Annotated in this window: 14 protein-coding genes and 1 tRNA gene; 8 read left to right on the top strand and 7 right to left on the bottom strand. The window is 65.8% G+C overall.

Going from position 1 to position 26101, the window contains the following annotated elements; translation table 11 throughout:
- Positions 1–54 precede the first annotated feature (54 nt).
- A complete protein-coding gene (locus tag IFT87_RS10115; RefSeq protein ID WP_037529824.1) occupies positions 55–909 on the bottom strand; it encodes an oxidoreductase in 855 nt (284 codons plus the stop codon).
- Between the two features lie 95 nt (positions 910–1004).
- A complete protein-coding gene (locus IFT87_RS10120; protein WP_192008366.1) occupies positions 1005–3509 on the bottom strand; it encodes a PhoX family protein in 2505 nt (834 codons plus the stop codon).
- Positions 3510–3912: 403 nt separating this feature from the next.
- Between IFT87_RS10120 and rplJ the strand changes: the two genes are divergently transcribed.
- Both rplJ and rplL read left to right on the top strand, forming a co-directional pair.
- Complete coding sequence (gene rplJ / locus IFT87_RS10125; protein WP_031392843.1) at positions 3913–4428, top strand: 50S ribosomal protein L10; 516 nt, start codon at positions 3913–3915, stop codon at positions 4426–4428.
- Positions 4429–4492: 64 nt separating this feature from the next.
- Positions 4493–4867 carry a 50S ribosomal protein L7/L12 gene (gene rplL / locus IFT87_RS10130; protein WP_031392842.1) on the top strand — a complete coding sequence of 125 codons (375 nt, stop codon included), beginning with the start codon at positions 4493–4495 and terminating at the stop codon, positions 4865–4867.
- Between the two features lie 207 nt (positions 4868–5074).
- On the opposite strand, the gene IFT87_RS10135 is transcribed toward rplL, so the two are convergent.
- Together IFT87_RS10135 and IFT87_RS20870 are read right to left on the bottom strand one after the other, a co-directional pair.
- Positions 5075–6418 carry a hypothetical protein gene (locus IFT87_RS10135; RefSeq protein WP_192008367.1) on the bottom strand — a complete coding sequence of 448 codons (1344 nt, stop codon included), beginning with the start codon at positions 6416–6418 and terminating at the stop codon, positions 5075–5077.
- A 126-nt stretch (positions 6419–6544) separates the two neighbouring features.
- A complete protein-coding gene (locus IFT87_RS20870; RefSeq protein WP_192008368.1) occupies positions 6545–7822 on the bottom strand; it encodes an EAL domain-containing protein in 1278 nt (425 codons plus the stop codon).
- Positions 7823–8372: 550 nt separating this feature from the next.
- On the opposite strand from IFT87_RS20870, the gene rpoB reads away from it, so the two are divergent.
- Complete coding sequence (rpoB, locus tag IFT87_RS10145) at positions 8373–12554, top strand: DNA-directed RNA polymerase subunit beta (protein WP_031393738.1); 4182 nt, start codon at positions 8373–8375, stop codon at positions 12552–12554.
- A 199-nt stretch (positions 12555–12753) separates the two neighbouring features.
- On the top strand, positions 12754–17040 hold the full coding sequence (gene rpoC / locus IFT87_RS10150; RefSeq protein WP_031393739.1) for a DNA-directed RNA polymerase subunit beta': 4287 nt from the start codon (positions 12754–12756) through the stop codon (positions 17038–17040).
- A gap of 113 nt (positions 17041–17153) precedes the next feature.
- Here rpoC and IFT87_RS10155 read toward each other — a convergent pair whose 3' ends face one another.
- The gene (locus IFT87_RS10155) at positions 17154–17918 is read right to left on the bottom strand and encodes a metallophosphoesterase family protein (protein WP_037530885.1); all 765 of its coding nucleotides are present in this window, start codon (positions 17916–17918) and stop codon (positions 17154–17156) included.
- 1 nt (position 17919) lies between these two features.
- Positions 17920–19011 carry a catalase family protein gene (locus tag IFT87_RS10160; RefSeq protein ID WP_192008370.1) on the bottom strand — a complete coding sequence of 364 codons (1092 nt, stop codon included), beginning with the start codon at positions 19009–19011 and terminating at the stop codon, positions 17920–17922.
- Positions 19012–19152: 141 nt separating this feature from the next.
- On the opposite strand from IFT87_RS10160, the gene IFT87_RS10165 reads away from it, so the two are divergent.
- Positions 19153–19827 carry a fumarylacetoacetate hydrolase family protein gene (locus tag IFT87_RS10165; protein WP_031441758.1) on the top strand — a complete coding sequence of 225 codons (675 nt, stop codon included), beginning with the start codon at positions 19153–19155 and terminating at the stop codon, positions 19825–19827.
- A gap of 123 nt (positions 19828–19950) precedes the next feature.
- A complete protein-coding gene (locus IFT87_RS10170; protein WP_197975210.1) occupies positions 19951–21573 on the top strand; it encodes an OFA family MFS transporter in 1623 nt (540 codons plus the stop codon).
- 95 nt (positions 21574–21668) lie between these two features.
- Here IFT87_RS10170 and IFT87_RS10175 read toward each other — a convergent pair.
- Positions 21669–21742 (bottom strand) — tRNA-Gly (locus IFT87_RS10175).
- Positions 21743–22020: 278 nt separating this feature from the next.
- Between IFT87_RS10175 and IFT87_RS10180 the strand changes: the two genes are divergently transcribed.
- Complete coding sequence (locus IFT87_RS10180; RefSeq protein WP_192008373.1) at positions 22021–25041, top strand: TonB-dependent receptor; 3021 nt, start codon at positions 22021–22023, stop codon at positions 25039–25041.
- Positions 25041–26060, top strand: a complete 1020-nt coding sequence (locus IFT87_RS10185; RefSeq protein ID WP_192008375.1) for a phytase — start codon at positions 25041–25043, stop codon at positions 26058–26060. Before IFT87_RS10180 ends, IFT87_RS10185 begins: the two co-directional genes overlap by 1 nt.
- Positions 26061–26101 lie beyond the last annotated feature (41 nt).

Raw genomic sequence — 26101 nt, forward strand, 5'->3', positions numbered from 1 at the left:
GGGGCCGGGAGAGCGATCTCCCGGCCCTTTCTGCGTCAGGGCCGCCTGATGCGCTCAGGTCGCATCGGCTGGAAAGTCCGCACCCAGGCTGATGTCGCGCGCCGCTTCAATCGCGGCCAGCCGTTCGCGCAGCTTTGCGGTCACGGCCTCATAGCCGAATGCGCCGAGCACCAGATGGCGCGGCGGCACGTCCTGGCTGACCGCGGCGATGATCGCCTCGCCTGCCCGGACCGGATCCCCGGCCTGCGTCCCGCTGACGTCCTTCGTTCCCGCCATCCGCGCGCCCGCGGTATCGGCATAATCGGCAATCTGGCTCGGCGTCTGGCGGAGTGATCGCCCCGCCCAGTCGGTGCGGAACGGCCCCGGCTCGACACAGGTCACGCCGATGCCGAGTGGCCCGACCTCGGCAAGCAGCGCGTCGGACCAGCCCTCGACCGCATGTTTCGATGCCGCATAATAGCCCGATCCCGGAAACCCGATGAGCCCGGCGACCGAGGTGAAGTTGACGATGTTGCCGCTGCCCTGCGTGCGCATGATCGGCAGGACCGCGCGGGTGATCGCGAACAGCCCGAATACATTGGTGTCGAACTGGGCACGGATCTCGGCCTCGTCCCCCTCTTCGGCGGTCGCCTGATAGCCATAGCCCGCATTGTTCACGAGCACGTCGATCTGGCCGAACCTCGCCTTGGCCGCCGCGACCGCAGCCTCGACCTGCGCCTGGTCGTTGACGTCGAGCGCAAGGGCGAGTGCGGTGTCGTCATGTCCCTCGACAAGGTCGGCGACCCGGTCGGCGTCCCGCGCGGTGACAACGGCGCGCCACCCGCGATCCAGGACCAGCCTGGCGAGATCGCGACCGAAGCCGGTGGAGCAACCCGTGATGAACCAGACGGGCGATGCGGGGAGAGTCATGGACGAACCTTTCCGGATACGCTGGATATGCGTTCGCAGGAGGTAACGCCGAAAGCCGGGGACGGGTCCGTTATGCGACCCGCCCCCTGCCCTGCTTACAGCCCGATGATACCGCCATCGTTCTTGGTGATGACGATCGTCGACGAGCGCGGACGCGACGGGGTCGCGACCGCGCCGGCCTGGTTCGCGGGCCAGCTGCTGGTGATGTTGGTGGGACCACCATTCTCACCGGGATGCTGGATGTTGACGAACAGCGAGCGGCCATCCGGGGTCGAGTGGATGCCGGTGATCTCGCATTCCTTCGGCCCGACCAGGAATCGCCGCAGCGTCGTGGCCGGCGCCTTGCCGATCCGCGTCGTGACCGTGTTGCTGGTCCCGCCGAGCGTGCTCGTCACGGCGCGCGTGCCGCCGTCGCCGACACGGCCCGGGATTGCCGCGAGCAGCATGCAGTTGGTGACGTCGGTATAGGCGCCGTCATCGGTCTCGATCCACATCACCGGGGTGACATTGCCGGTCGGATTGCTCGGCAGGCCGAACCACAGGCCATCGGGCGACGAGAAGTCGTTCGTCGCGTCGAGCCCCGACAGGTTGATGTTGGTTGCATCGAGATCGCTGCCCGCACCGAATGCGTAGATGTCCCACGTAAAGGCGGTCGCCTCCGACGTGTCGCCGGTCTCGCGCAGACGGATGACATGGCCGTTGGCGTTGCCCGTGGTCTGGCCACCGGTGGTCTTGGGATCGGTATAGGCACGCGGGTTCGACGCATCGACATTCGCCGCGGTGCGCGACGAGTTGTTGGTCAGCGTGCAGTACATCTCGCCCGTCGCCGGGTTCACCGCGGTCCATTCGGGACGATCCATCTTGGTCGCGCCCAGGACATCGCCCGCCAGACGCGCATTGATCAGCACATCGGCCTGATCCGCAAAGGGATAGGTCGTATTGGCGCTGGTGAGCGGCCCCTGACCGAACACCAGCGGCAGCCACTGGCCCGAACCGTCGGCGTTGAGCTTGGCGACATAGAGCGTGCCCGAGTCGAGATATTTGTCGCCGATCGCAAGCCGGTTGGTCGCGTTCGCGTCTGCCGCCGACCAGGGCGTGGCGGACACGAACTTGTAGATATATTCGTTCTGCGCATCGTCGCCCATGTAGAAGGCCGGCTTGACGCCCGCGATCGTCCGGCCGATCTCGCAACCCTCATGGTTCATGCGGCCGAGCGCGGTGCGCTTGCGCGGGGTTGAGGCGGGATCGAACGGATCGATCTCGACCACCCAGCCAAACTGGAACGCCTCGTTGCGGAAATCGCCCGTGGCATCGGTCGCGGCGGTCGTGGTGACGTTCCAGCGCGCATAGAGCGTGTTGGCGGAATCGGCCGGCACGACCGACGCCCAGCCGTAATTGCCGTTGAACGTCGTGGCATTGGCAGTCTCGCGGATGCCGTAGCGGGCGAGCGAGACATTCTGCTTGGCGGTCGACCCGCCGCGTGCGGCGACGTCACCGAACTGGCGACGGAAATAGCCCGCCCAATTCTCCTCGTTGGTCAGATAGGTGTGCCACGGCATCGTGCCGTTCGCACAGTTGTTGATCGTCCCGCGGCCCGCCGTGCCATCGGTCGAATAGCGAGTCCTGAGCAGCGCGTTGCCGCGGACCGGACCACTGAAGCTCATCGGCGTCAGCGGCGTGATACGGCGGTTGAGCGCCGAGGCGGGGACATAGCTCCACGCGGTCGCCGACCGGCTGATCTCGATCACCGAGACGCCGTGGCATTCCATTTCCTTCAGCGCTTCGGCCTCGGGGCGGACACCGCCCGCACCGATCGCGCCGCCGGTGGTCGTCGCGCCGTTGACGTGCAGATAGGCCTGGGTGATATTCTCGTGGTTGAGCACGAGCAGGCCGCGCGTGTTGCCGTTGGCGTCGGGGGTGCTGCCGGTCGCGGCCAGCCCGAAATAGCTCATGCCGTCGTGATGATCGCCCGCACGGCGTGCGAAGTTCGTGTCGCTGCCGTCATTGGCATAGGCGCCGACACCGCTCGCGATCGGATCGCCCAAGCGGTAGAGGACGGTGACACTGTAGCCGGCCGGTACCGAGACGACGTCGGCAAGGCTCTTGGGAACCGCGGTGAAGTCGAGCCGCGCCGGGCTGACGGTGACGCTGGTCGAGGTCTCGCTGCGGATATTGTCGGTGCTGGTGCCGGTGAAGGTGAAGGTGAGCGTGGTGTCGGCAGCGACGCTTGGCGCGGTGAAGGTCGCGGTCGCGGTGTTCGCGTTGGCGAGCGTCACGGCCGGGCCGCCGGTCTGGGCCCAGGCGACGCCCGTCGCGCTGCCCGACGCTACCGTGCCCGTCAGCGTGACCGTCTTGCCCGCCGAGGTCGCGCCCGATGCACCGGCCTGCACGGTGACCGCACGCCGCGGGTCATCCTCGTCGCAACCCGCGAGCAGCATGCCGCCGAACACCGCGGCGGTCGCGGCGGACAGGCCGCCCATCAGCGTCTGGCGACGGGAATAGCGCACCGCGATCAGATCGTTCAGATGCGGATTGGCGCTGGTGTTCGTGTCGATATCGCCATCGTGATAGGCCATCGTCATGTTCGTCGGAATTTTCATACGTCCCCCCGGGATCGGCCGATCTGACCGCTAGGCTGAGCTTTGGCCGGGTAAAGCGGCAGTGCGGTGAAGGAACGGAGACACCTTCGCGTCAGTCACGTGACGGTTCCGCGACACGCACCGGACCGCATCTGAGCGATTGACTTCGCGACCGATTCGGCTATGCGGCGGCTTCGTTCGGCGGGTTCGCCTGCCGAACTCCGTCCGAGACAGTGGGTGCACCGGGTTTGCCGGCGCTTAATCTCCCACCTAGACGGGGAATGAGATTTTGCGGAGCGCTTCCGGCGCCTGCCCTCTCCCATGCCCCATCGACGAGACACCCGGAAGCGCGGGCTTGTCTGCGCCTCCGGTTAGTAACCGGGTCCACCGTGCAAACGGTGAACCTGAAAACGTGGAGAATGGCATGGATCGTGATCAAAAGACCGCGGCCGTAGCCGAGCTGAACCGCACCTTCTCCGAGGTCGGCGTCGTCGTTGTGACGCGCAACCTCGGCCTGACCGTCGCACAGTCCACTGTGCTGCGGAACAAGATGCGCGACGCCGGCGCGACCTACAAGGTCTCGAAGAACAAGCTTGCCAAGATCGCCATGGACGGCACCGACTACAGCTCGCTGGGCGACATGCTCACGGGTCCGGTCGGCCTGGCCAGCTCCATCGATCCCGTCGCGGCCGCCAAGGTGGCCGTGGAATTCGCGAAGACGAACGACAAGTTCGAAATCGTGGGTGGGGCGATGGGCGCGACGACCCTCGACGTCGACGGTGTGAAGGCGCTCGCAACGCTGCCCTCGCTGGATGAACTGCGTGCCAAGATCCTCGGCCTCATCGTGGCACCTGCCACGAAGCTGGCGACGATCACGCAGGCTCCGGCAGCGCAGCTCGCGCGCGTGCTTTCCGCCTACGCGGAGAAGGAAGCCGCCTGATCTTGCAGGCTCTTTCGTTACTTTTTGAACTGATGGGGCACATGCCCCGAGATGGAGATTTATCATGGCAGACCTGAACGCGCTCGTTGAGAGCCTGAGCGAACTGACCGTTCTCGAAGCAGCTGAGCTTTCGAAGCTGCTCGAAGAGAAGTGGGGCGTTTCGGCCGCAGCAGCGGTCGCAGCACCGGCAGCTGGCGGCGGCGCAGCCGCACCGGCCGCTGAAGAGCAGACCGAATTCGACGTCATCCTGACCGGCGACGGTGGCAAGAAGATCAACGTCATCAAGGAAGTCCGCGCGATCACGTCGCTCGGCCTGACCGAAGCAAAGACGCTGGTCGAGTCGGCTCCCAAGGCCGTCAAGGAAGGCGTGTCGAAGGACGAAGCCGCCAAGATCAAGGCACAGCTCGAAGCAGCTGGCGCGACCGTCGAGGTCAAGTAAGCCGCAGCGGGAGAGACGGACCATATTGGTCCGCACTCCCCGCAAGGCCGGCCGGCGGTGCTTGCACCGACCGACGCAGCAGGGGCTCCGCCCCTGCTGGCCGCAGCTAAAAAAGGGCGGCCCCAGCGATGGGGTCGCCCCTTTTTTATGCCTGATAGAACGCAACCGGGCCGGATCGATGCGACCCGGCCCCTCGCCTGCGCCCGCCTAGACTTCGATAGCGGGCGCATGGGGACGCGCGGCGATCCCGTCATACATGCGCGCAGGGATATCGAGCCAGAACGGCGCAAGCTTGGCCGAGTCGACCCGCTCGACACCGATCGCCCAGGCACGCGCGGTCTGACCGGCAATCGCCCCGCTGGCATAGCGGATGTTGACCGCGACGATCGGCACGAACATCGGCCGGTCGGCCGCGGTCATGCTGTGGATCGCCTCGCGCGACATGGCCGAGACCGTCCGGATCGTGCGTGACTCGCCCGGCGCGAGCGTGAACGGCGCGGTCGCCGGACGCGCGACCTGACCCGCATTCACCGCCGTCAGATCGGCGTCCTGTCCAGCATGCGCGCTCAGCAGGACCGCCTGGACCCGGATCGCCTCCGCCACGCCCGCACCAACGTTCGTCACCACGAGCTCACACTCGGCCGTCGCGCTGAGCAGGTTCAACCCAGCACGAAGCGGGCGCAGCTCGACCGACAGACGCGCCCGCTCCGGCTCGCGCGCACGCCGGTCGAGAAATTGCGGGGTTGCCGACGTCGCGGGCTCAGGCGCTGACGGCGGTACGATTGCCGGGGTCGGCGTCACCACCCGCGCGGGGCTCGGCGGGACCGGCGCCGGCGTGGGTAGCGGGGGAAGCGGCCTTGCCGGCGGTGCCTCGGCTTCAATCAGCGGTTCGGGCTCGTGATAGTCCAGCCGATCATGCCGTTTACGCGGCCCCCTGCGCAGCAACCACAGTGCGATGACGACGATCGGGATGACCGCCAGCCAGAGCCAGAACGGCATCGCCCTGCCCTGCTCCGGCGCGGCGATCGTGCGTTCGACGGGGGCGGAGGACGACGCGGCGGCGGGTGCGACTTCGGGGCTCGCGGTGGTTGCCGGAACGGCTGGTGCCGGAGTCGTCGGCGCCGTGGTGGCGGTCGATGCGGGCGCCGGATCCGTCCGAACGTCCGCCGCGTCGCGCGGTGCGGCGGCCGGCAGGGGCTCCGCTGCGCGCCTGGACGTCGTCGCGGCATCGACCCGCCCGGCTCGCGGCGTATCCGGCTCTGAACTGCGTGTCGCCGGCGCCCGCGCGGGGGTGCGGCTGCGCGGCGGTGCGTCCGCGGTCGTCGGAGCCGGCAGAACCAGTCGCGGCGTATCGGGTACGGGAACCGCTGCCGTCCCCGTGTCGCGGGCCTGTAGCGGCTCGAGCCCGCGAACCGTCCCGGCGGGCGCCGGTGGGGTCGACTGCTGCGACGCGGCGTCCGACGTCTGGCCCGCCTCCTGCGCGACCGCGGGCGGCGCCAGCGCCAGGCCGGCCGGCACGATCAGAAGCGCGCGGCGCCATTGTATGCTCATCGTCGAAAATTCCCTCCTGCAACGCTAGCGCGGGGAGGCCGAACGGGTCGCGGCGGCAAGCCGCCATGCGATGAGCCGCGCCGCGAGGGCGACCAGATGAACGTCCGCATCGCGAACTGCTGGCCTTCAGATCACGCGGACGTGCGCGAAGCTCCCCGCCGCCATCGGCCGGCCCCAGTAGAAGCCCTGCGCACAGCGAGCGCCCAGGTCGCGTGCGATCGCGAGATGCTCTTCGGTCTCGACCCCCTCGACGACCGTGCTCAGCCCCCGCGCGTGGCAGGACCGGACGACCTCGCGCAGGATGCCGAGTTCGTGCACGTGCCGTGCGCAATGGCCGAAAAAGTCTTTGTCGATCTTCAGCTCGGCGATCGGCAGCGTGAAGACGCGATCGAAATTCGTCGCCCCCTTGCCGAAATCGTCGAGCGAGAACACCACGCCCAGATCGCGCAACCCGTTCATGTCGCGGACCAGCCGCTGGGTATCGACCGGCCGGGCATCCTCGGTGATCTCGATGATCAGGACGCCCCGTCCCGGCCCGTTCGACGCGACGCCCCGCCGCCGCAGTTCATCGCCCAGCGCCGCCTGGAACAGCGGATCGGCCAGCACCGCCTGGCTGCAGTTGATCGCGACCGGCGCGGACCGTTGCTCGACGCTCAGCGCAAGCCAGAGGTCGAGCGCGGCGGTGACCGCCTTCATCGTCGCTGCCGCCTCGATCCCCGCGTCGGTCATCGCGGCGAACAGCCATTCGGGGTTCACACCCGGGATGTTGCGCAGCCGGGCGAGCGCTTCATAGCCGGCAACCTGGTCGGTGGTCAGGTCGATCTTGGGCAGGAACTCGTAATGCAGGTTAGGCAGCAGCCGCGATCCTGCAAGCAGCGCCGAGATCATGCGCCGATCGCCCGCAGCGTCATCCGAACGGCCCGTCCCGGTCGCGAGCGACGCGAGGATCGCGGTGAGGGCGCCGATCTTGTAGGTCCGTTCGAGCGACCCGACGAGCGGATGCTCGCCGATCATCGCCTCGCCGAGGACGGCGGACGGATATTCGCCCGGCCGCCGCAACTCGATCACCGGGCAGATCCGGCCCTCGTGCCCGATCTGATCGAGCACGGTGATCAGATCGTCGCCACGCGATTGCGCGTCGGCAATCACGACGTCAGGCGCGAACGCCGTTCCCGCCGCGATCTCCGCCGCATGACCGATCCAGGCGACGGCATAGCCACGGGACCGCAGTTCCGCGTGCGCCTGGCACGATGCCGCGTCGGCGGCATGGACGAACAGCAGTCGCGGCAGAACCGCGCTCCCGTCCCCCGCCACAGGCAGACAAGCGGAGGCCGGGCTTGCCAGCCCCGGGCCGAAACCTGCTGCCGCACCCGGTGGGGGCGCCAGACTGGGATCGGCGCTCACGCGGACGGGTCCGACCGGGCGGCTATCGACATGGGCGTGAACTCGGCAATAGGGTGGACGCTGACGAATGACGGCTGAACGCCACCGGCAAGGCCCGCCGTGCGGCGGATTCAATCCCGGTAGCCAATTGGTATCTACTAATCCTGATCAGCACTGTCATCCCCGCGAACAGCGCCGCACCCGCACCAGGTCGCTCGTCGCCCAATAAGCCGTTGCGTGGCATTGTGATTTTATTACAAATATTTTTCCACGGGCCGTTGCGCCGCGCTCGCCTGGCCGCGAGGGCATCCCGTCTTCGACATTTACCACGCGCGACCGGACCGCTTTGACAAGCGCCGGCCACCGTCCTATATGAGCCTCTCACCACAGCATCCGGGAAATGACAGGCCGTCGCGCAGCATGTCGATCGTATTGGATGCCGGGGTTTCATTCGCCGAAAGCCGCCGCAGGTGATTGCGCGCGGCCTTTTTGCGTTACTGCACGCCCCGTCCGGGGGTTCCCGGGCACGAAATTACGGCTGACCCGTCAGTTTATTGAGGGCAAATAACCTATGGCTTCCAAGGCGATCAACGAGGGCGCTGCCAAGCAGCGTCGCGACGGCGGCACCGCAAAGCGTCGCATCCGCAAGGTCTTCGGCAACATCCACGAAGTCGTGCAGATGCCGAACCTGATCGAGGTCCAACGCGAGAGCTACGAGCAGTTCCTGCGCTCCGACAAGTCGATCGGCCATGTCTCGGGCCTCGAGAAGACGCTGCGTAGCGTGTTCCCGATCCAGGATTTCGCTGGCACCGCCTATCTTGATTTCGACGACTACGTCCTTGAACCGCCAAAGTTCGACGTCGAGGAATGCCGCCAGCGCGGGATCACCTATGCCGCGCCGATGCGCGTCACGCTGCGCCTGACCGCGTTCGAGGTCGATCCCGATACCGAGGCCAAGTCGGTCATCGATATCAAGGAGCAGGACGTGTACATGGGCGACATGCCGCTCATGACCGAGAACGGCACCTTTTTCATCAACGGCACCGAGCGCGTCATCGTCAGCCAGATGCACCGTTCGCCGGGCGTCCTGTTCGACCACGATCGCGGCAAGACGCACGCATCGGGCAAGTATCTGTTCGCGGCCCGCGTGATCCCGTATCGCGGCTCGTGGCTCGATTTCGAGTTCGACGCGAAGGACATCGTCAACGTCCGCATCGATCGCAAGCGCAAGCTGCCGGTCACGGCGCTGCTCTACGCGCTCGGCATGACGTCGGAAGAGATCCTCAACTACTTCTACAACCGCGTGACGTTCGTCCGCGGCCAGGGTGGCTGGATCGTTCCGTTCCAGGTCGAGAACTGGCGTGGCCAGAAGCCGATGTTCGACATCGTCGATGCGAAGACCGGCGAAGTCGTGTTCCCGAACGGCCAGAAGATTTCCCCACGCGCCGCAAACAAGGCGTTCAAGGACGGTCTGACCGACCTGCTGATCCCGACCGAGGAAATCTTCGGCCGCTATTCGGCCTACGATCTGATCGACGAGTCGACCGGCCGCATCTACATCGAAGCCGGTGACGAAGTGACCGCCGAGAACCTCGAATTGCTCGACCAGGCAGGCATCGAGCGTCTCGACCTGCTCGACATCGATCACGTCGCGACCGGCCCGTGGATCCGCAACACGCTCAAGGTCGACAAGGCCGAGGAGCGCGAGCAGGCGCTGTCCGACATCTACCGCGTGATGCGCCCCGGCGAGCCGCCGACGCTGGAGACCGCCGAGGCGCTGTTTTCGGGTCTGTTCTTCGATCCGGATCGCTACGACCTGTCGGCCGTGGGCCGCGTGAAGCTCAACATGCGTCTCGACCTCGACGTCGAGGACACCGTCACGACGCTGCGTACCGAGGACATTCTCGAGGTCATCAAGACGCTCGTGAACCTCAAGGACGGCAAGGGCGAGATCGACGATATCGACAACCTCGGTAACCGTCGTGTCCGTTCGGTCGGCGAGCTGCTCGAGAACCAGTATCGCGTCGGCCTGCTCCGCATGGAGCGCGCCGTGAAGGAGCGCATGTCGTCGGTCGACGTCTCGACCGTCATGCCGAACGACCTGATCAACGCGAAGCCGGCGGTTGCCGCGGTCCGCGAATTCTTCGGCTCGTCGCAGCTGTCGCAGTTCATGGATCAGACCAACCCGCTGTCGGAAGTCACCCACAAGCGTCGCGTGTCGGCACTTGGACCAGGTGGTCTGACGCGTGAGCGCGCCGGCTTCGAAGTTCGCGACGTTCACCCGACGCACTATGGCCGCATCTGCCCGATTGAGACGCCGGAAGGCCCGAACATCGGTCTGATCAACAGCCTTGCGTCGTTCAGCCGCGTCAACAAGTACGGCTTCATCGAGACCCCGTACCGCAAGGTCGTCGACCACAAGGTGACCGACGACGTCGTGTACCTGTCGGCGATGGAAGAGGCCAAGCACACGATCGCGCAGGCCAACGCCGATCTGACCGGTGACGGCGGCTTCACCGAGGAACTCGTCTCGTCGCGTCAGGCGGGAGAATTCCTGATGGCGCTGCCCGACAACATCACGCTGATGGACGTCAGCCCCAAGCAGCTCGTCTCGGTCGCCGCATCGCTCATTCCGTTCCTGGAAAACGATGACGCCAACCGCGCGTTGATGGGCTCGAACATGCAGCGTCAGGCCGTGCCGCTCGTCCAGGCCGAGGCGCCGTTCGTCGGCACCGGCATGGAAGAGACGGTCGCACGTGACTCGGGCGCCGCCATCTCGGCCAAGCGTGCGGGCATCGTCGACCAGGTCGACGCGGCGCGTATCGTGATCCGTGCAACCGGCGAAATCGATGCCGGCAAGTCGGGCGTCGACATCTACACGCTGATGAAGTTCCAGCGCTCGAACCAGTCGACCTGCATCAACCAGCGTCCGCTGGTGAAGGTGGGCGATGTGGTCCGTGCCGGCGACGTGCTCGCCGACGGTCCGTCGACCGAATTCGGCGAGCTGGCGCTGGGTCGCAACAGCCTCGTCGCGTTCATGCCGTGGAACGGCTACAACTACGAGGATTCGATCCTGATCTCCGAGCGGATCGTGAAGGACGACGTGTTCACGTCGATTCATATCGACGAGTTCGAGGTGATGGCCCGCGACACGAAGCTCGGGCCTGAGGACATCACGCGCGACATCCCGAACGTCGGCGAGGAAGCGCTTCGCAACCTCGACGAAGCGGGCATCGTTTACATCGGCGCAGAGGTCGAGCCGGGCGATATTCTCGCGGGCAAGATAACGCCCAAGGGTGAATCGCCGATGACGCCGGAGGAGAAGCTTCTCCGCGCGATCTTCGGCGAGAAGGCTAGCGACGTGCGCGACACCTCGCTTCGCCTGCCGCCGGGTGTGTCGGGTACGGTCGTCGATGTTCGCGTCTTCAACCGCCACGGCATCGACAAGGACGAGCGCGCGATGGCGATCGAGCGCGAGGAGATCGAGCGCCTGAAGAAGGATTCGGACGACGAGCGTTCGATCCTGAACCGTGCGACCTGGTCGCGTCTTCGCGAGATGCTGCTCGACCAGACGGCCACTTCGGCGCCCAAGGGCGTCAAGAAGGGCGTCGTGATCGACATGGATCTGCTCGACAGCGTCGACCGCCACGAGTGGTGGAAGTTCGCGGTCGCCGACGACAAGATCCAGAGCGATCTGGAAGCGGTCAAGATCCAGTATGACGATGCCGCCAAGCTGATCACGGACAAGTTCCACGATCGTCGCGAGAAGCTGGAGCGTGGTGACGAGCTGTCGCCGGGCGTGCTGAAGATGGTCAAGGTGTTCGTCGCGGTGAAGCGCAAGCTGCAGCCGGGCGACAAGATGGCCGGCCGTCACGGGAACAAGGGCGTCATCAGCCGCATCCTGCCGGCGGAGGACATGCCGTTCCTCGCCGACGGGACGCCGGTCGATATCGTGCTCAACCCGCTGGGCGTGCCGTCGCGCATGAATGTCGGGCAGATCTTCGAGACGCATCTGGGCTGGGCCGCACGCGGTCTGGGTCAGCAGATCACCCACGCGCTCGAAACCTGGCGCGAGGAGAATCCGGAGGCCAAGGCCGGCGCGATGCCGGAGGCGGTCCGCGATCGTCTCAAGACGGTCTATGGCGAGCAGTATCACGAAGAGATCGACGCCCGTTCGGGTGACGAGATCATCGAGCTGGCCAAGAACCTGAAGGGCGGCGTGCCGATGGCGACGCCGGTGTTCGATGGTGCGCGCGAGGCGGATGTGTCGGCGATGCTGGAACTGGCGGGTCTCGACCCGTCGGGCCAGTCGGACCTGTTCGACGGACGTACCGGCGACAAGTTCGATCGCAAGGTGACGGTCGGGTACATCTACATGCTCAAGCTCCACCATCTGGTCGACGACAAGATCCACGCACGGTCGATCGGGCCGTACTCGCTCGTCACGCAGCAGCCGCTGGGTGGTAAGGCGCAGTTCGGTGGTCAGCGCTTCGGCGAGATGGAAGTCTGGGCTCTCCAGGCCTACGGCGCGGCGTACACCTTGCAGGAAATGCTCACGGTGAAGTCGGATGACGTGGTCGGCCGCACCAAGGTCTACGAGGCGATCGTCAAGGGTGACGACACGTTCGAGGCGGGCATTCCGGAGAGCTTCAACGTGCTCGTCAAGGAAATGCGCTCGCTGGGCCTGAATGTGGACCTGAAGCAGTCGGAGCCCGGCTTCGACAGCGACGGCATCCAGATCGCGGCGGAGTAACGCGGTTGAACTAGCTCCCCTCCCGCGACGGGTTCCCATCAAAGTAATACTTTGATGGGGCCCTTCCGGGAGGGGCCGGGGGTGGGCTCCCGGCCGGTGATGGAGCGCCAAGATCGAACCGGGTGCCCACCCCTTCCCAAGCAAGAGCTTGGGCCCCTTCCCCTCCCGCTCGCGGGAGGGGAGTTGGAAGGATCAATATATGAACGAAATGACCCCCTTCGCCAATCCGGTCGCCAAGGCCGAGACGTTCGACCAGATCCAGATCGGCATCGCATCGCCGGACAAGATCCGCAGCTGGTCGTTCGGCGAGATCAAGAAGCCCGAGACCATCAACTATCGCACGTTCAAGCCCGAGCGTGACGGCCTGTTCTGCGCGCGCATCTTCGGTCCGATCAAGGATTACGAGTGCCTGTGCGGCAAGTACAAGCGCATGAAGTATAAGGGCATCGTCTGCGAGAAGTGCGGCGTCGAGGTCACCGTCTCGAAGGTCCGCCGCGAGCGCATGGGCCATATCGAGCTGGCCGCCCCGGTCGCGCATATCTGGTTCCTGAAGTCGCTGCCGTCGCGCATCGGCCTGCTGCTCGACATGCAGCTGAAGCAGCTCGAGCGCGTGCTGTACTTCGAGGCGTACATCGTCATCGAGCCGGGCCTGACCCCGCTCGAGAAGTATCAGCTGATGACCGAGGACGAGCTCCTCGACGCGCAGGACCAGTATGGCGAGGACGCGTTCTCGGCCGGCATCGGTGCCGAGGCGGTCCGCATCATGCTGGAGTCGCTCGATCTCGAGGGTGAGCGTACCACGCTGCTCGAAGAGCTCGCGGTCACCAAGTCCGAGCTGAAGCCCAAGAAGATCATCAAGCGGCTGAAGGTCGTCGAGAGCTTCATCGATTCGGGCAACCGCCCCGAATGGATGATCCTCGAGGTCGTGCCGGTCATCCCGCCCGAGCTGCGCCCGCTGGTGCCGCTGGACGGTGGTCGTTTTGCGACGTCGGATCTGAACGATCTGTATCGCCGCGTGATCAACCGCAATAACCGCCTGAAGCGCCTGATGGAGCTTCGCGCGCCGGACATCATCGTCCGCAACGAGAAGCGCATGCTGCAGGAGGCCGTCGACGCACTGTTCGACAATGGTCGCCGCGGTCGCACGATCACGGGCGCCAACAAGCGTCCGCTCAAGTCGCTGTCCGACATGCTCAAGGGCAAGCAGGGCCGCTTCCGCCAGAACCTTCTCGGCAAGCGCGTCGATTACTCGGGTCGTTCGGTCATCGTGACCGGGCCTGAGCTCAAGCTTCACCAGTGCGGCCTGCCGAAGAAGATGGCGCTCGAGCTGTTCAAGCCGTTCATCTACGCGCGTCTCGATGCGAAGGGTCTGTCGATGACCCTGAAGCAGGCGAAGAAGTGGGTCGAGAAGGAGCGCAAGGAAGTCTGGGACATCCTGGACGAGGTGATCCGCGAGCATCCGGTCATGCTGAACCGTGCGCCGACGCTTCACCGTCTCGGCATCCAGGCGTTCGAGCCGGTGCTGATCGAGGGTAAGGCGATCCAGCTTCACCCGCTGGTCTGCTCCGCGTTCAACGCCGATTTCGACGGCGATCAGATGGCCGTCCACGTCCCGCTGTCGCTCGAAGCGCAGCTGGAAGCGCGCGTCCTGATGATGTCGACGAACAACATCCTGTCGCCCGCCAACGGCAAGCCGATCATCGTGCCGTCGCAGGACATGGTGCTGGGTCTCTATTATCTGTCGATGATGAAGGAGAACGAGCCGGGCCAGGGCATGCTGCTCGGCGACATGGCCGAAGTGCATCAGGCGCTGAACGCACAGGCCGTGACGCTGCACAGCAAGATCATCAGCCGCGTTCCGCAGACCGATGAGAACGGCAAGCAGTATCTCAAGCGTTACGAGACGACGCCGGGCCGCATGCTGCTCGGCGAGTGCCTGCCGCACAGCCACAAGGTGCCGTTCGACACCGTCAACCGCCTGCTCACCAAGAAGGACGTGGGCGACGTGATCGACGAGGTCTATCGTCACACCGGCCAGAAGGAGACCGTGCTGTTCGCCGATGCGATCATGACGCTCGGCTTCCGTCACGCCTTCCGCGCCGGCATCTCGTTCGGCAAGGACGACATGATCATTCCGGACGCCAAGGTCGGTCTGGTCGACGATACCAAGGCGCTCGTGAAGGACTTCGAGCAGCAGTATCAGGACGGTCTGATCACGCAGCAGGAGAAGTACAACAAGGTGATCGACGCCTGGAGCCGTTGCGGTGACCAGGTCGCGAACGCCATGATGGACGAGATCCGTGCGGTGAAGGTCGATACGGAGACCGGCCGTGAAAAGCCGATCAACTCGATCTACATGATGGCCCATTCGGGTGCTCGTGGTTCGCAGGCGCAGATCAAGCAGCTTGCCGGTATGCGTGGCCTGATGGCCAAGCCGTCGGGCGAGATCATCGAGACGCCGATCATCTCGAACTTCAAGGAAGGTTTGACCGTCCTTGAATACTTCAACTCGACCCACGGCGCTCGTAAGGGCCTCGCGGATACGGCATTGAAGACGGCGAACTCGGGGTACCTCACGCGTCGTCTGGTCGACGTGTCGCAGGATTGCGTTATCATCGAACCCGATTGCGGCACCACGCGCGCACTCGAAATGAAGGCGATCCTTCAGGGTGGTTCGACGATCGCAAGCCTCGGCGAGCGCATCCTCGGCCGTACGACCGCGGAGGACATCACCGATCCGAAGACCGGCAAGGTCATCATCCCGTCGGGAACGCTGCTCGACGAGCCGATGATCACGACGATCGAGGGCCTCGGCACGCAGTCGTGCAAGATCCGCAGCCCGCTGGTCTGCGAATCCAAGATCGGCGTCTGCGGCAAGTGCTACGGGCGCGATCTCGCCCGCGGTACGCCGGTGAACATCGGTGAAGCTGTCGGCGTCATCGCCGCGCAGTCGATCGGTGAGCCGGGCACGCAGCTGACGATGCGTACGTTCCACATCGGTGGTGCAGCGCAGCTCAACGAGACGTCGAACCTCGAGGCGCATGCCGACGGTACGGTGCAGTTCCGCGATTTGCGTATCATCGTCGACCAGCGTGGCCGTCGCGTGGTGCTCAGCCGCTCGGGTGAAATCGCGATCGTCGACATGGACGGCCGCGAGCTCTCGGTCGATCGTATCCCTTACGGTGCGTACGTGCTGTTCGACGATGGCCACATCGTGTCGCGCGGCGACCGGATGGCCGAGTGGGATCCGTTCACCATGCCGGTGATCACGGAGAACCCGGGCACGATCAAGTATGTCGACCTGATCGAGGGCAAGACGCTCACCGAGCAGACCGACGAAGCCACGGGCATCGCCCAGCGCGTCGTGATCGAATATCGTGCGGCGACCAAGTCGAAGGAGGATCTGCGTCCGCGCATGACCCTGCTCGACGAGACCTCGGGCGAGACCGGCCGCTACATGCTGGCGATTGGTGCGACCTTGTCGGTCGAGGATGGTGCACAGGTGTTCGGCGGCGACGTCGTGGCCCGCGTCAGCCGCGAGAGCGCCAAGACGCGCGACATCACCGGTGGTCTGCCGCGCGTTGCCGAGCTGTTCGAGGCGCGTATCCCCAAGGACTCGGCGATCATCGCCAAGATCTCGGGCCGCGTCGTGTTCGGCAAGGATTACAAGGCGAAGCGCAAGATCGGCATTCAGCCCGAGGATGGCGGCGACGTCGTCGAGTATCTGGTGCCGAAGTCGAAGGTCATCGACGTGCAGGAAGGCGATTACGTCAAGCGCGGCGACAACCTGATCGGCGGCTCGCCGGATCCGCATGACATCCTCGAGACGATGGGTATCGAGCCCCTCGCCGAGTATCTCGTGTCGGAAATCCAGGAGGTCTATCGACTCCAGGGCGTGAAGATCAACGACAAGCACATCGAGACGATCGTTCGTCAGATGCTGCAGAAGGTCGAGATCACCGATGGCGGCGACACCACGCTGCTGAAGGGCGAGCAGGTCGATCGCGAGGAGATGGACGCGACGAACGAGAAGCTCGACAAGAAGCAGACCCGTGCACAGGGCAAGCCCATCCTGCTCGGTATCACCAAGGCGTCGCTGCAGACCCGCAGCTTTATCTCGGCGGCATCGTTCCAGGAGACCACCCGCGTTCTCACCGAGGCCGCGGTCCAGGGTAAGCAGGACATGCTGATGGGTCTGAAGGAGAACGTGATCGTCGGCCGGCTCATCCCGGCAGGCACCGGCGCAGGGCTCAACCGCCTGCGGGTCGTGGCGAACAGCCGCGATGCGTCGATGCGCGTCGCCCAGCGCAAGATGGCCGAAGCCTCGATCATCGCGCCGAAGTCGGCGAAGGAAGAGCATGATGCCGAACTCGCCCGCTCGCCGCGCGATTCCGGCGGCACGGGGGACGACGCGCTTGGCGAAGTCGTGACCTCGGGCACCGGCACCGATGCGGATGCCGGCGAGTATCTGAACAAGCCCGAGTAATCGGGCCCATCAGACGCCAATAAAAAGGACGCCGTCCGGATATCCGGGCGGCGGCCTTTGTCGTTTCAGGCGACTGGCGGGGCGGGCGGGTCAAACCAGGCCCCGTGGCGGGTTCAGCCGGTGTCGTCACCCATGGTTCGCGGGATCGTCCGGAGCTGCTGGCCGGTGACGCGCAGCTCGTTGAATGCGGGCGGACTGCCGCGCGTCCGCTTGGACAGGGTGCCGGCACCGATCATGCGGATCTCCCGGCCGCTGCGTTCGACGGGAATGTCGAAGGGGTCGTGGACATGACCTGACAGCACGGCATGCGCTCCCGCATCGGCCAGTGCGGTCAATGCGCTGTCGCCATGGCGGGTCTTTGCTGTCCCGGTCGTACCGCCTTCGATCAGCGGATGATGCGCCGCGACGAAGACCAGATGATCCTTCGGTACATCCTCGATCATCGCCAGCGCGCGCGACAGCGACCCCGGGCTGACACGCCCCTTCGACCAGTTCCAGCGCCACTGCGCGCGTGCCGTCGTCTTGAGCGGGACGATCGTGATCCCGGGCAGTTCCAGGGGCTTCTCGATCATCGATTCGACCGCGGCATAACGCTGATAGGGCGAGAAGAACCGGCGGAACGGGTCCCAGTAATACGGGATGTCGTGATTGCCGACCTCGAGCGTGACGGGCACGCCAAGGCTGCGCAACCAGTCGCCACCACGCTGGAACTCCTCCTTCGTGGCGCGCATCGTCAGATCGCCGGTCATGATCACCGCGTCGGGCCGCTCCGCCGCGACACAGGCGGAGAACCAGGCGAGCGCTGCCGGATCCTCCGCCCCGAAATGAACGTCGCTGACGTGAAACAGCGTGTGCGAGCGTCCTGAAACATCTGCCATGTCAGGCAAGTTCGGCCAGCGTCTTGGGCTGGTGCATCGGACACCCGTTGAACGTCCCGCGGAATCCCGCCGAGAGCTCATAGGTTTCCTTGCGGACGCGATTGACGCCGCCCAGCGGCTGATGGTCGACCACCCCGTGCCACACGCTGTAGGACAGCGCATCGTCGGTATGATCGGTCACGCCATGCTCCCAGGAGATTTGCGGCGCCACCTCGAGCGTGGCGACCGTGACGAACGGGCTCGCCTGCTGATCCCATTCGACGGTTGCGTCTTCGATCGGCATCGCGTCGAGATCGGCGTTCAACTGGACGCGCAGTTCCCAGACACCGCCATGCTCGATCAGCTCCTCGCGCACGACCTCACGCAGCGCATCGGGGCGTGCGGTGATGTCGACCGTGTCGCCGGTCAGGCGCGTCAGTTCGGGCGAGACCGGGAACAGCGCGACCTTGGCGATATAATCCCCGTAGCGCAGCGGCGTCTGCGAGAAATAGGTCTCGCCGAGCGGGTGAACTGGCTTCGCGCCGCCGAGCGTCTTGAGCGTCGCGGACTCCGCCCCGACCGCTTCCAGTGCGGATTCCACGACGCGGAACGTCGCCGACATCGCCTTCTTCACACCGTCGAACCGGTCGGTCGTCTTGGCGAGCAGCTTGAGGTTCTTCGAAAAGGCCTTGGGATCGGGTGCCGCAAAGACCGGCGCGTTGACCATGATGAAGTCCTGCGTCGTCTCGCCTTCCGAGCCCGGCAGGCGATCACCTTGGACGCCGAGGATCTTCAGCGCGACGCCCCGCGGCAGGCTGACACTGTCATCCAGAATATCGCCCGCGTTCGTCGATATGCGCAGCACCGCCTCATGACGCCCCGGCTGCGCAAAAATGCCTTGCGCCAGCGTTTCGGGCAGGCCGTCAGCGATCGTCAGCGTGCCGCGTGCGATGCCATGTGCCTTGGCATGAACCGCGCGCACGGCATGCGCATAGTCCTGCGACGTGGTCTCTAGGATCTCGCGAAAGCTGTCCTTAAGCGATGCCAGCGTCTCGGCCTCGTCGTCGGCGATGGTCTCGACCGAGGGGGCGAATCGTACGGGCTGGGTGGACATGCGGATCTCCTGTCGTTTCCGATCCAAACCCGCCGAACTCCGCGACGTTCCCGCTGCACGGGCGATCGGTACGATCCCGCACGCTGTTGCAAAGCGCCGCGCCCCGGTCCACGCGGTCGGCGCCCATCGAAGGAGAAACCGATGCAGATTCCCGTCGTCACCGCCCCCACGATCGCGATCGTCGGATCCGCGGCGCGGTTTCCGGTCCGCAGGATCTTCTGCGTCGGGCAGAATTACGCCGACCACGCGCGCGAAATGGGGTCGGATCCGGATCGGCAGCAGCCCTTCTTCTTCACCAAGCCCGCGGATGCCGTCGTGCCCGGTGGCGGCACCCTGCCCTATCCGAGCATGACGCAGGATCTGCATCACGAGGTCGAACTCGTCGTCGCGCTGGGCGCAGGCGGACGGGACATCGATGCGACGGAGGCGACGGCGAAGATCTTCGGTCATGCGGTGGGGATCGACCTGACGCGGCGCGACCTGCAGGCGGCGGCCAAGGCGGCCGGGCGGCCATGGGACATGGCCAAGGGGTTCGACCGGTCCGCCCCGATCGGCGCGCTCACGCCCGGCGCGCCGCCCGAAACGGGTGCGGTTGGGCTGACGATCGACGGCGAACCCCGTCAGTCGGGCGACCTGTCGATGATGATCTGGTCGGTTGCCGAAGTGATCGCCGCGCTGTCGCGTCAGGTCGAACTCGCACCCGGCGATCTGATCTTCACCGGCACACCCGCGGGCGTCGGGCCGATCCTGCCCGGGGCACAGGTCCGCGCGACGATCACCGATCTCGAGCCGCTCGAGATCCTGTTCGACGCCTGATCGCCCCCTGATCGACGTGGCGGGGGCGATGTTTTTGTATAAATATAGTCGTCCCCGACCTTAGTCGGCTTTCCTTTGTCGCCGCCCGCCCGCATGCATCCCCTTCATAAAAAGGGGATGATGATGGCGGATGGATCAACCGGCGGGCTGCTCGACCGGGCACGGACGGTAGCAGGGCCGGGCTTTGATCGCTGGCTGGTGCCGCCCTGCGCGCTCGCCATCCATCTGTGCATCGGCATGGCCTATGGCTTCAGCGTGTTCTGGCTGCCGCTGTCGCGCGCGATCGGGATCACCGATCCGGTGGTCTGCGAAAGCATGACGCTGGCCCAGGCGCTGACGACCACGACCTGCGACTGGCGGGTCAGCGACCTCGTCTGGACCTACACGCTCTTCTTCGTTGTGCTCGGCGCCGCGGCCGCGATCTGGGGCGGCTGGCTCGAACGCGCCGGTCCGCGCAAGGCCGGCGTCGTCGCCGCCTTCTGCTGGTGCGGCGGGATGGGGATCGGCGCGATCGGCGTGTCGATGCACCAGCTGTGGCTTATCTGGCTCGGTTCGGGCGTGATCGGCGGCATCGGTCTGGGTCTCGGCTATATCTCGCCCGTCTCGACGCTCATCAAATGGTTTCCCGACCGGCGCGGCATGGCGACGGGCATGGCGATCATGGGCTTTGGCGGCGGCGCGATGATCGGCAGCCCGCTCGCCAACTCTTTGATGAAGCACTTCTCCGGCCCCACCGGCGTCGGCGTCTGGCAGACGTTCCTCGTCCTTGCGGTCATCTATTTCGTGTTCATGATGGCTGGCGCACTCGGCTACCGCGTCCCCGCCGAGGACTGGAAGCCCGCCGGCTGGACCCCGCCGACCGATGCCAAGGCAACGATCAGCCGGTTCAACGTCGATCTGAAGGATGCGCACAAGACGCCGCAATTCTGGCTCATCTGGATCGTCCTGCTGCTCAACGTGTCCGCGTCGATCGGCATCATCGGTGTCGCCTCGCCGATGCTCCAGGAGATTTTCGGCGGTCGCCTGATCGACGCGCCGGGCGTGCTCTTCACCGCGTTCAGCGACAGCCAGAAGGTCGCTGCGGCCGCGGTCGGCGCCGGGTTCGTCGGCGCGATCAGCCTGTTCAACATCGGTGGCCGCTTCTTCTGGGCGTGGTTCTCCGACCGGCTGGGTCGCAAGCCGCTCTACGCGGTAATCCTGGCGATCAGCGCTGTGCTCTACGGTATCGCCGCCCCCGCGCTTGCCGGCAGCAGCCTCGGTCTCTTCATCCTCGTCTTCTGCATCCTCGCCTCGACCTATGGCGGCGGCTTCGCGACCGTGCCCGCCTATCTGGCGGACATATTCGGGACGAAGTTCGTCGGTGCGATCCACGGCCGGCTGCTGACCGCCTGGTCGACCGCGGGCGTCGTGGGGCCGCTGCTCGTCGCCAACATGCGCGACGGGCGGATCGCCGCGGGGATCCCGCGCGATCAGGTCTATCAGCCGATCTTCCTGATGCTCGCGGCGATGCTCGTGGTCGGCTTCGTCGCGAACCTGTTCGTCAAGCCGGTGGCAAGTCGCTTCCACATGCCGGTTACCGAGGGCGTGGCTTCGACGACTGCCATCGACGCCACGACGGCCACCACCACCGCACAGCATGGCGGCGGATCGCGGTCGACCGTCATCCTCGCCTGGCTGGCGGTCGGCGTGCCGATCCTCTGGGGGATCTACATGACGCTGTCGAAGGCGGTCATCCTGATCAAGTGACCGAACGCGACACCGCGGTCGCATCGCCGGACAGGCGATCGCGACCCGGTGGTCGGCGTGGAATGGGATTTGCGCTGGCACCGACTGTCTCGGCGTGGAGCGGGTGAAGGGAATCGAACCCTCGTCACTTGCTTGGGAAGCAAAAGCTCTACCATTGAGCTACACCCGCATATCGACTGTGCGTCCGTGCGGCGGATGGGCGCCGGCGGTCGCGATGCGATGGCGAGCGTCTATCGGCTCGGCGAGAGCGACGCAAGATGCTTCTCGACGTGGAATGGCGCGCTGTCTTTGGAGATGCGCGGCCTGACGTAATGAAACTGTCACCGCCGTGTCACCACGCTGCCATTGGTCTGCAATAGGCACCCCGGCAAGCCAGCCCATAGCTGGACCAATCGGGGAACCATCATGATCATCGGCCTGTCACACCGCGCACGCGGCCCTGCTGTCTTGCGCGCGCTTCTTATCGGCAGCGCGATGATCCCGCTCGCGATCGGGATCGCCCGCGCCGAACCGGTCGATGGCCCCGCCGCAGCCGCAGCCCCCGCCCCGCGTGGCAATGCCAGCATCACCGGGACGATCTCGCAGGCGGGCAGTGGCGATTATCTCGACGGCGCGTCGGTTTCGATTCCGGCGCTGGGGCTGGCGACCGCGGCGGATCGCGCGGGCCGGTTCACGCTGGCCGGGATCCCCGCCGGGACGCATGACGTCGTCGTCCGCTATGTCGGCTTTCCCGATGCCCGGCGCAGCGTCACGGTCACCAACGCGGCGGTCGTGCTCGATGTCGCGATGACGATCGAGACCAGTGCCGACGGCGACGAGATCGTCGTTTCGGGGTCGCGCCCGATCGCCGAGTCCGAAGCCGCCGCGCTGCAGATCCAGCGGACCAGCCCCTCGCTCGTCTCGGTGATCGCGTCGGATTCGATCGGGCGCCTGCCCGACCAGAATGTCGCGCAGGCGGTCAGCCGCCTGCCCGGCGTCGGCGTCCAGCGCGACCAGGGCCAAGCGCGCTACATCACGCTGCGCGGCAGCCCGATCAACTGGACGACGCTGTCGTTCGACGGGATCAACGTGGTCAGCCCGGAGGGTCGTGACGCACGGTTCGATTCGATCCCCTCGGCGATCGCGTCGCAGATCATCGTGCGGAAAGCGGTGACCCCCGACATGACCGGCGAGACGATCGCGGGCAATGTCGACATCATCACCCGCTCGGCGTTCGACTATCCGGGGCTGAAGGTTCAGGCCAAGGGCGGCCTCGGCCATGTCGAGCTCGGCAAGAAGACCGAATATGAGGGCTCGCTCGTCGTGTCCGACCGGTTCGACACGGGGATCGGCGAATTCGGCATCGTCTCCTCCGCCAGCCTCTATCGCCGCGGCATGGTCACCGACAATTTCGAGACCGATTTCGAAGCGGTCGACCGCGACCTGCGCCCCGGGTATGAGACGCGCAACTGGGCGCGCGAGACCGAGAACAAGCTCTACCGGCTGACGCGGAAGAACTATTCGCTGTCGAGCCGGCTCGACTGGCGCCCCGCCCCCGGCCACAAGCTGTTCGCCGAGACGATCTACTCGGCGTTCGAGGATGACGAGCAGCGCAACAATTACATCTTCGATCTGGACGACCAGCAGTCGCGCACCCCGAACGGCACCGCAGCTTGCGCGGTCAATGCGCGCCCGGCCTCGGGCACCACGGGCTATGCGGATGTCTGCACGGGCAACACCCCCCTGCTCGGCACGGTGTACGGGATCGATCTCAATTCGAACTTCACGGTGCGCAAGTACAAGCAGTCGGTGTTCACCAACACGCTGGGCGGCGATCACGAACTCGGCGACTGGAAGGTCGCGTGGCGCGGCAACTACACCCGGTCGATCGACGACCGGTCGCAGCCTGCGCAGCTCAACTATGACAGCCCCTCGTTCGGCACCAACGGTGCGAATGCCGCCAACCGCCTGACCGTCGGCTATGACCTGACCGATCCGCAGCTCGCCAAGGTGCAGCTGTACCGGACGATCCGCAACGCCGATGGCAGCTTCTCACGCGGCGACCGGGTCACGGCGATCGAGGATTTTCCGCGCACCCTGTCGCGCCTGCGCTCGCTCAAGGCGCAGGACGTGACCGAGGCCTATACCGCCAAGCTCGACATCAGCCGCGAGGCGTCGGTGTTCGGCGCCTCGACGATCCTCGCCGCCGGCGTGCGCTATGACGACCGCACCAAGACGTCGAACGAATATCTGCTCGACCTGTCGACGCCCGCGCAGTTCGCCGCGGCGGGTATCGCGACGAACTATTCGGCGATCGCCAAGCCCGGCGGGTTCCAGGGCGAGATCCCGCTCGGCTACACCTTCCAGTATTTCGACCGCGACAAGGTTCTCGGGCTGGTCGACCAAGCCAAGGCGGTCGGCAGCTATGTGCGCAGCGACGCCAATTTCTACGATGTCGGCGAGAAGGTCTATTCGGCCTATGCGATGGCAACTGCGACGACCCACTGGGGCAGCATCATCGGCGGCGCCCGCGTCGAGCATATCCGCAACGACGCGCAGGCCTTCTCCTCGGTCGGGTTGATCGACGTGAAGGCGAGCCAGACGCTGGTCTATCCCAGCCTCCACCTCAACTGGGACGTCGACGACCGGATGAAGGCACGGCTGTCGTTCAACACCGGCGCCGCGCGTCCCGATTATGATCAGCTGCGCCCCAATCTCAGCTATAACGACGCGAACGCCACCATCTCCGGCGGCAATCCCGATGCGAAGCCCGAAAAGGCGAAGGGCGTCGATCTCTACGTCGAATATTACACGATGCCGCGCGGCTTCCTGTCGATCGGCGCCTATTACAAGGACGTCACCGACGTCCTGTTCGATTCGACGCAGACGTTCGGGCGGACGACGCTGAACACCGGCGGCGTCGATCGATCGGGCTATCTCTATTCGACGATCGTCAACGGCGGCAGCGGCTATATCATGGGCATCGAGGGTGCGATCCAGCAGCAGCTCGAGCCCTTCACCGCCGATCTCGGGCTGCCCGAATGGATGGGTGGCTTCGGCGTCCAGCTCAACGCGACGATCAACAAGAGCCGCGCCGAGACGCCGGGGACCGCCGCCCTGCCCTCGCGCAAGGTGCCGCTGCCCGGCGCGTCGGACGCGATCTACAATCTGATCGCCTATTACGAGAAATACGGTTTTTCGGCACGGGTGTCCTATCAGAACCGCTCGGCATGGCTCGATGCGATCGGCGGCACCGACACGATCGGCGGCGTCGTCCGCGGGATCGACGGCGGCGACTTCTACTGGGCGAAGGACAATGAGCTCGACGCCAGCGTGCGGTACGCGATCAACAACAATGTCGAGATCTACGGCGATTTCGCCAACCTCCTGAACGGCCCGGGCCGCCGCTATGCCGGCTCGTCCGCCTATACGATCGAGCATGAGACGTTCGGGCGGCGCTATACCGGCGGCGTGCGGGTGACCTTCTGATGCGCGGACTGCCGCTCGTCGCGCTGATCCTCGCCGGGTGCGCGACCACAAGCGTGCCCCAGACGGCCACCGCGCCGCTGGTCGCGGCGACCGCGGAAACCGATCCGGTCGATACCGCGGCGGATGCGGCGGACGATCCCGCAATCTGGCGCAACCCCGCGGACCCGGCGAAGAGCCTGGTCATCGGGACGGACAAGAAGGCGGGGATCCATGTCTACAGTCTGGCGGGCAAGCGGCTGAGCTTCACGCCCGCCGACCGGTTGAACAATGTCGACCTTCACACCGTCGGCACGCGCGTGATCGCGGCGGCGAGCGACCGCGCCGATGTCGACGCCGCACACGTCTCGCTGTTCACGCTCGACACCGCGGCGGCGAGGCTCGTGCCGCTCGGCCGGTTCCCGGTCGGCCCGGGCGAGGCTTACGGCATGTGCCTGTGGACACGCGCGCGCGATCACGCGCTGTTCGGCTTCGTCGTGCTGAAGGACGGGCGGATCGATCAGGTCGCGATCGACGTATCGGGCGGCGTCCCCAAGGTCACGACCGTCCGATCGATGAAGCTGACGAGCCAGGCCGAGGGCTGCGTCGTCGACGACCGGACCGGGCTGCTCTACGTCGCGGAAGAAGATGTCGGGCTCTGGCGGTTCGACGCGGATCCGGCGGCACCGGCGACCGCAACGCCGATCGCGCGGGTCGACGGCAGAACGCTCGTCGCCGATGCGGAAGGTCTCGCGCTCGCGCCCTCGGGCCGCCGCGGCGGCTATCTGGTCGTGTCGAGCCAAGGCGACAACGCCTATACGCTCTACCGCCTGCCCGGCGTCACCTATGCGGGGCGGTTCCGGATCGGCGGCGGGACGATCGACGGGACTAGCGATACCGACGGCATCGACCTGATGCTCGGCGATTTCGGCCCGGCCTATCCGGGCGGCCTGTTCGTCGCGCAGGACGGCGACAATGCCCCCGACACGCAGAACTTCAAGTTCGTCAGCTGGACGGCTGTGCGTCGAGCCCTGCGGCACTAGCCTGCGACAGCCGCAGGGAACGTCTGGGGCCATCCCGCGCT

Origin of the sequence: Sphingomonas sp. CFBP 8765 (assembly GCF_014841445.1) — a bacterium.
In the GTDB taxonomy this organism is placed as follows: Bacteria; Pseudomonadota; Alphaproteobacteria; order Sphingomonadales; family Sphingomonadaceae; genus Sphingomonas; species Sphingomonas aerolata.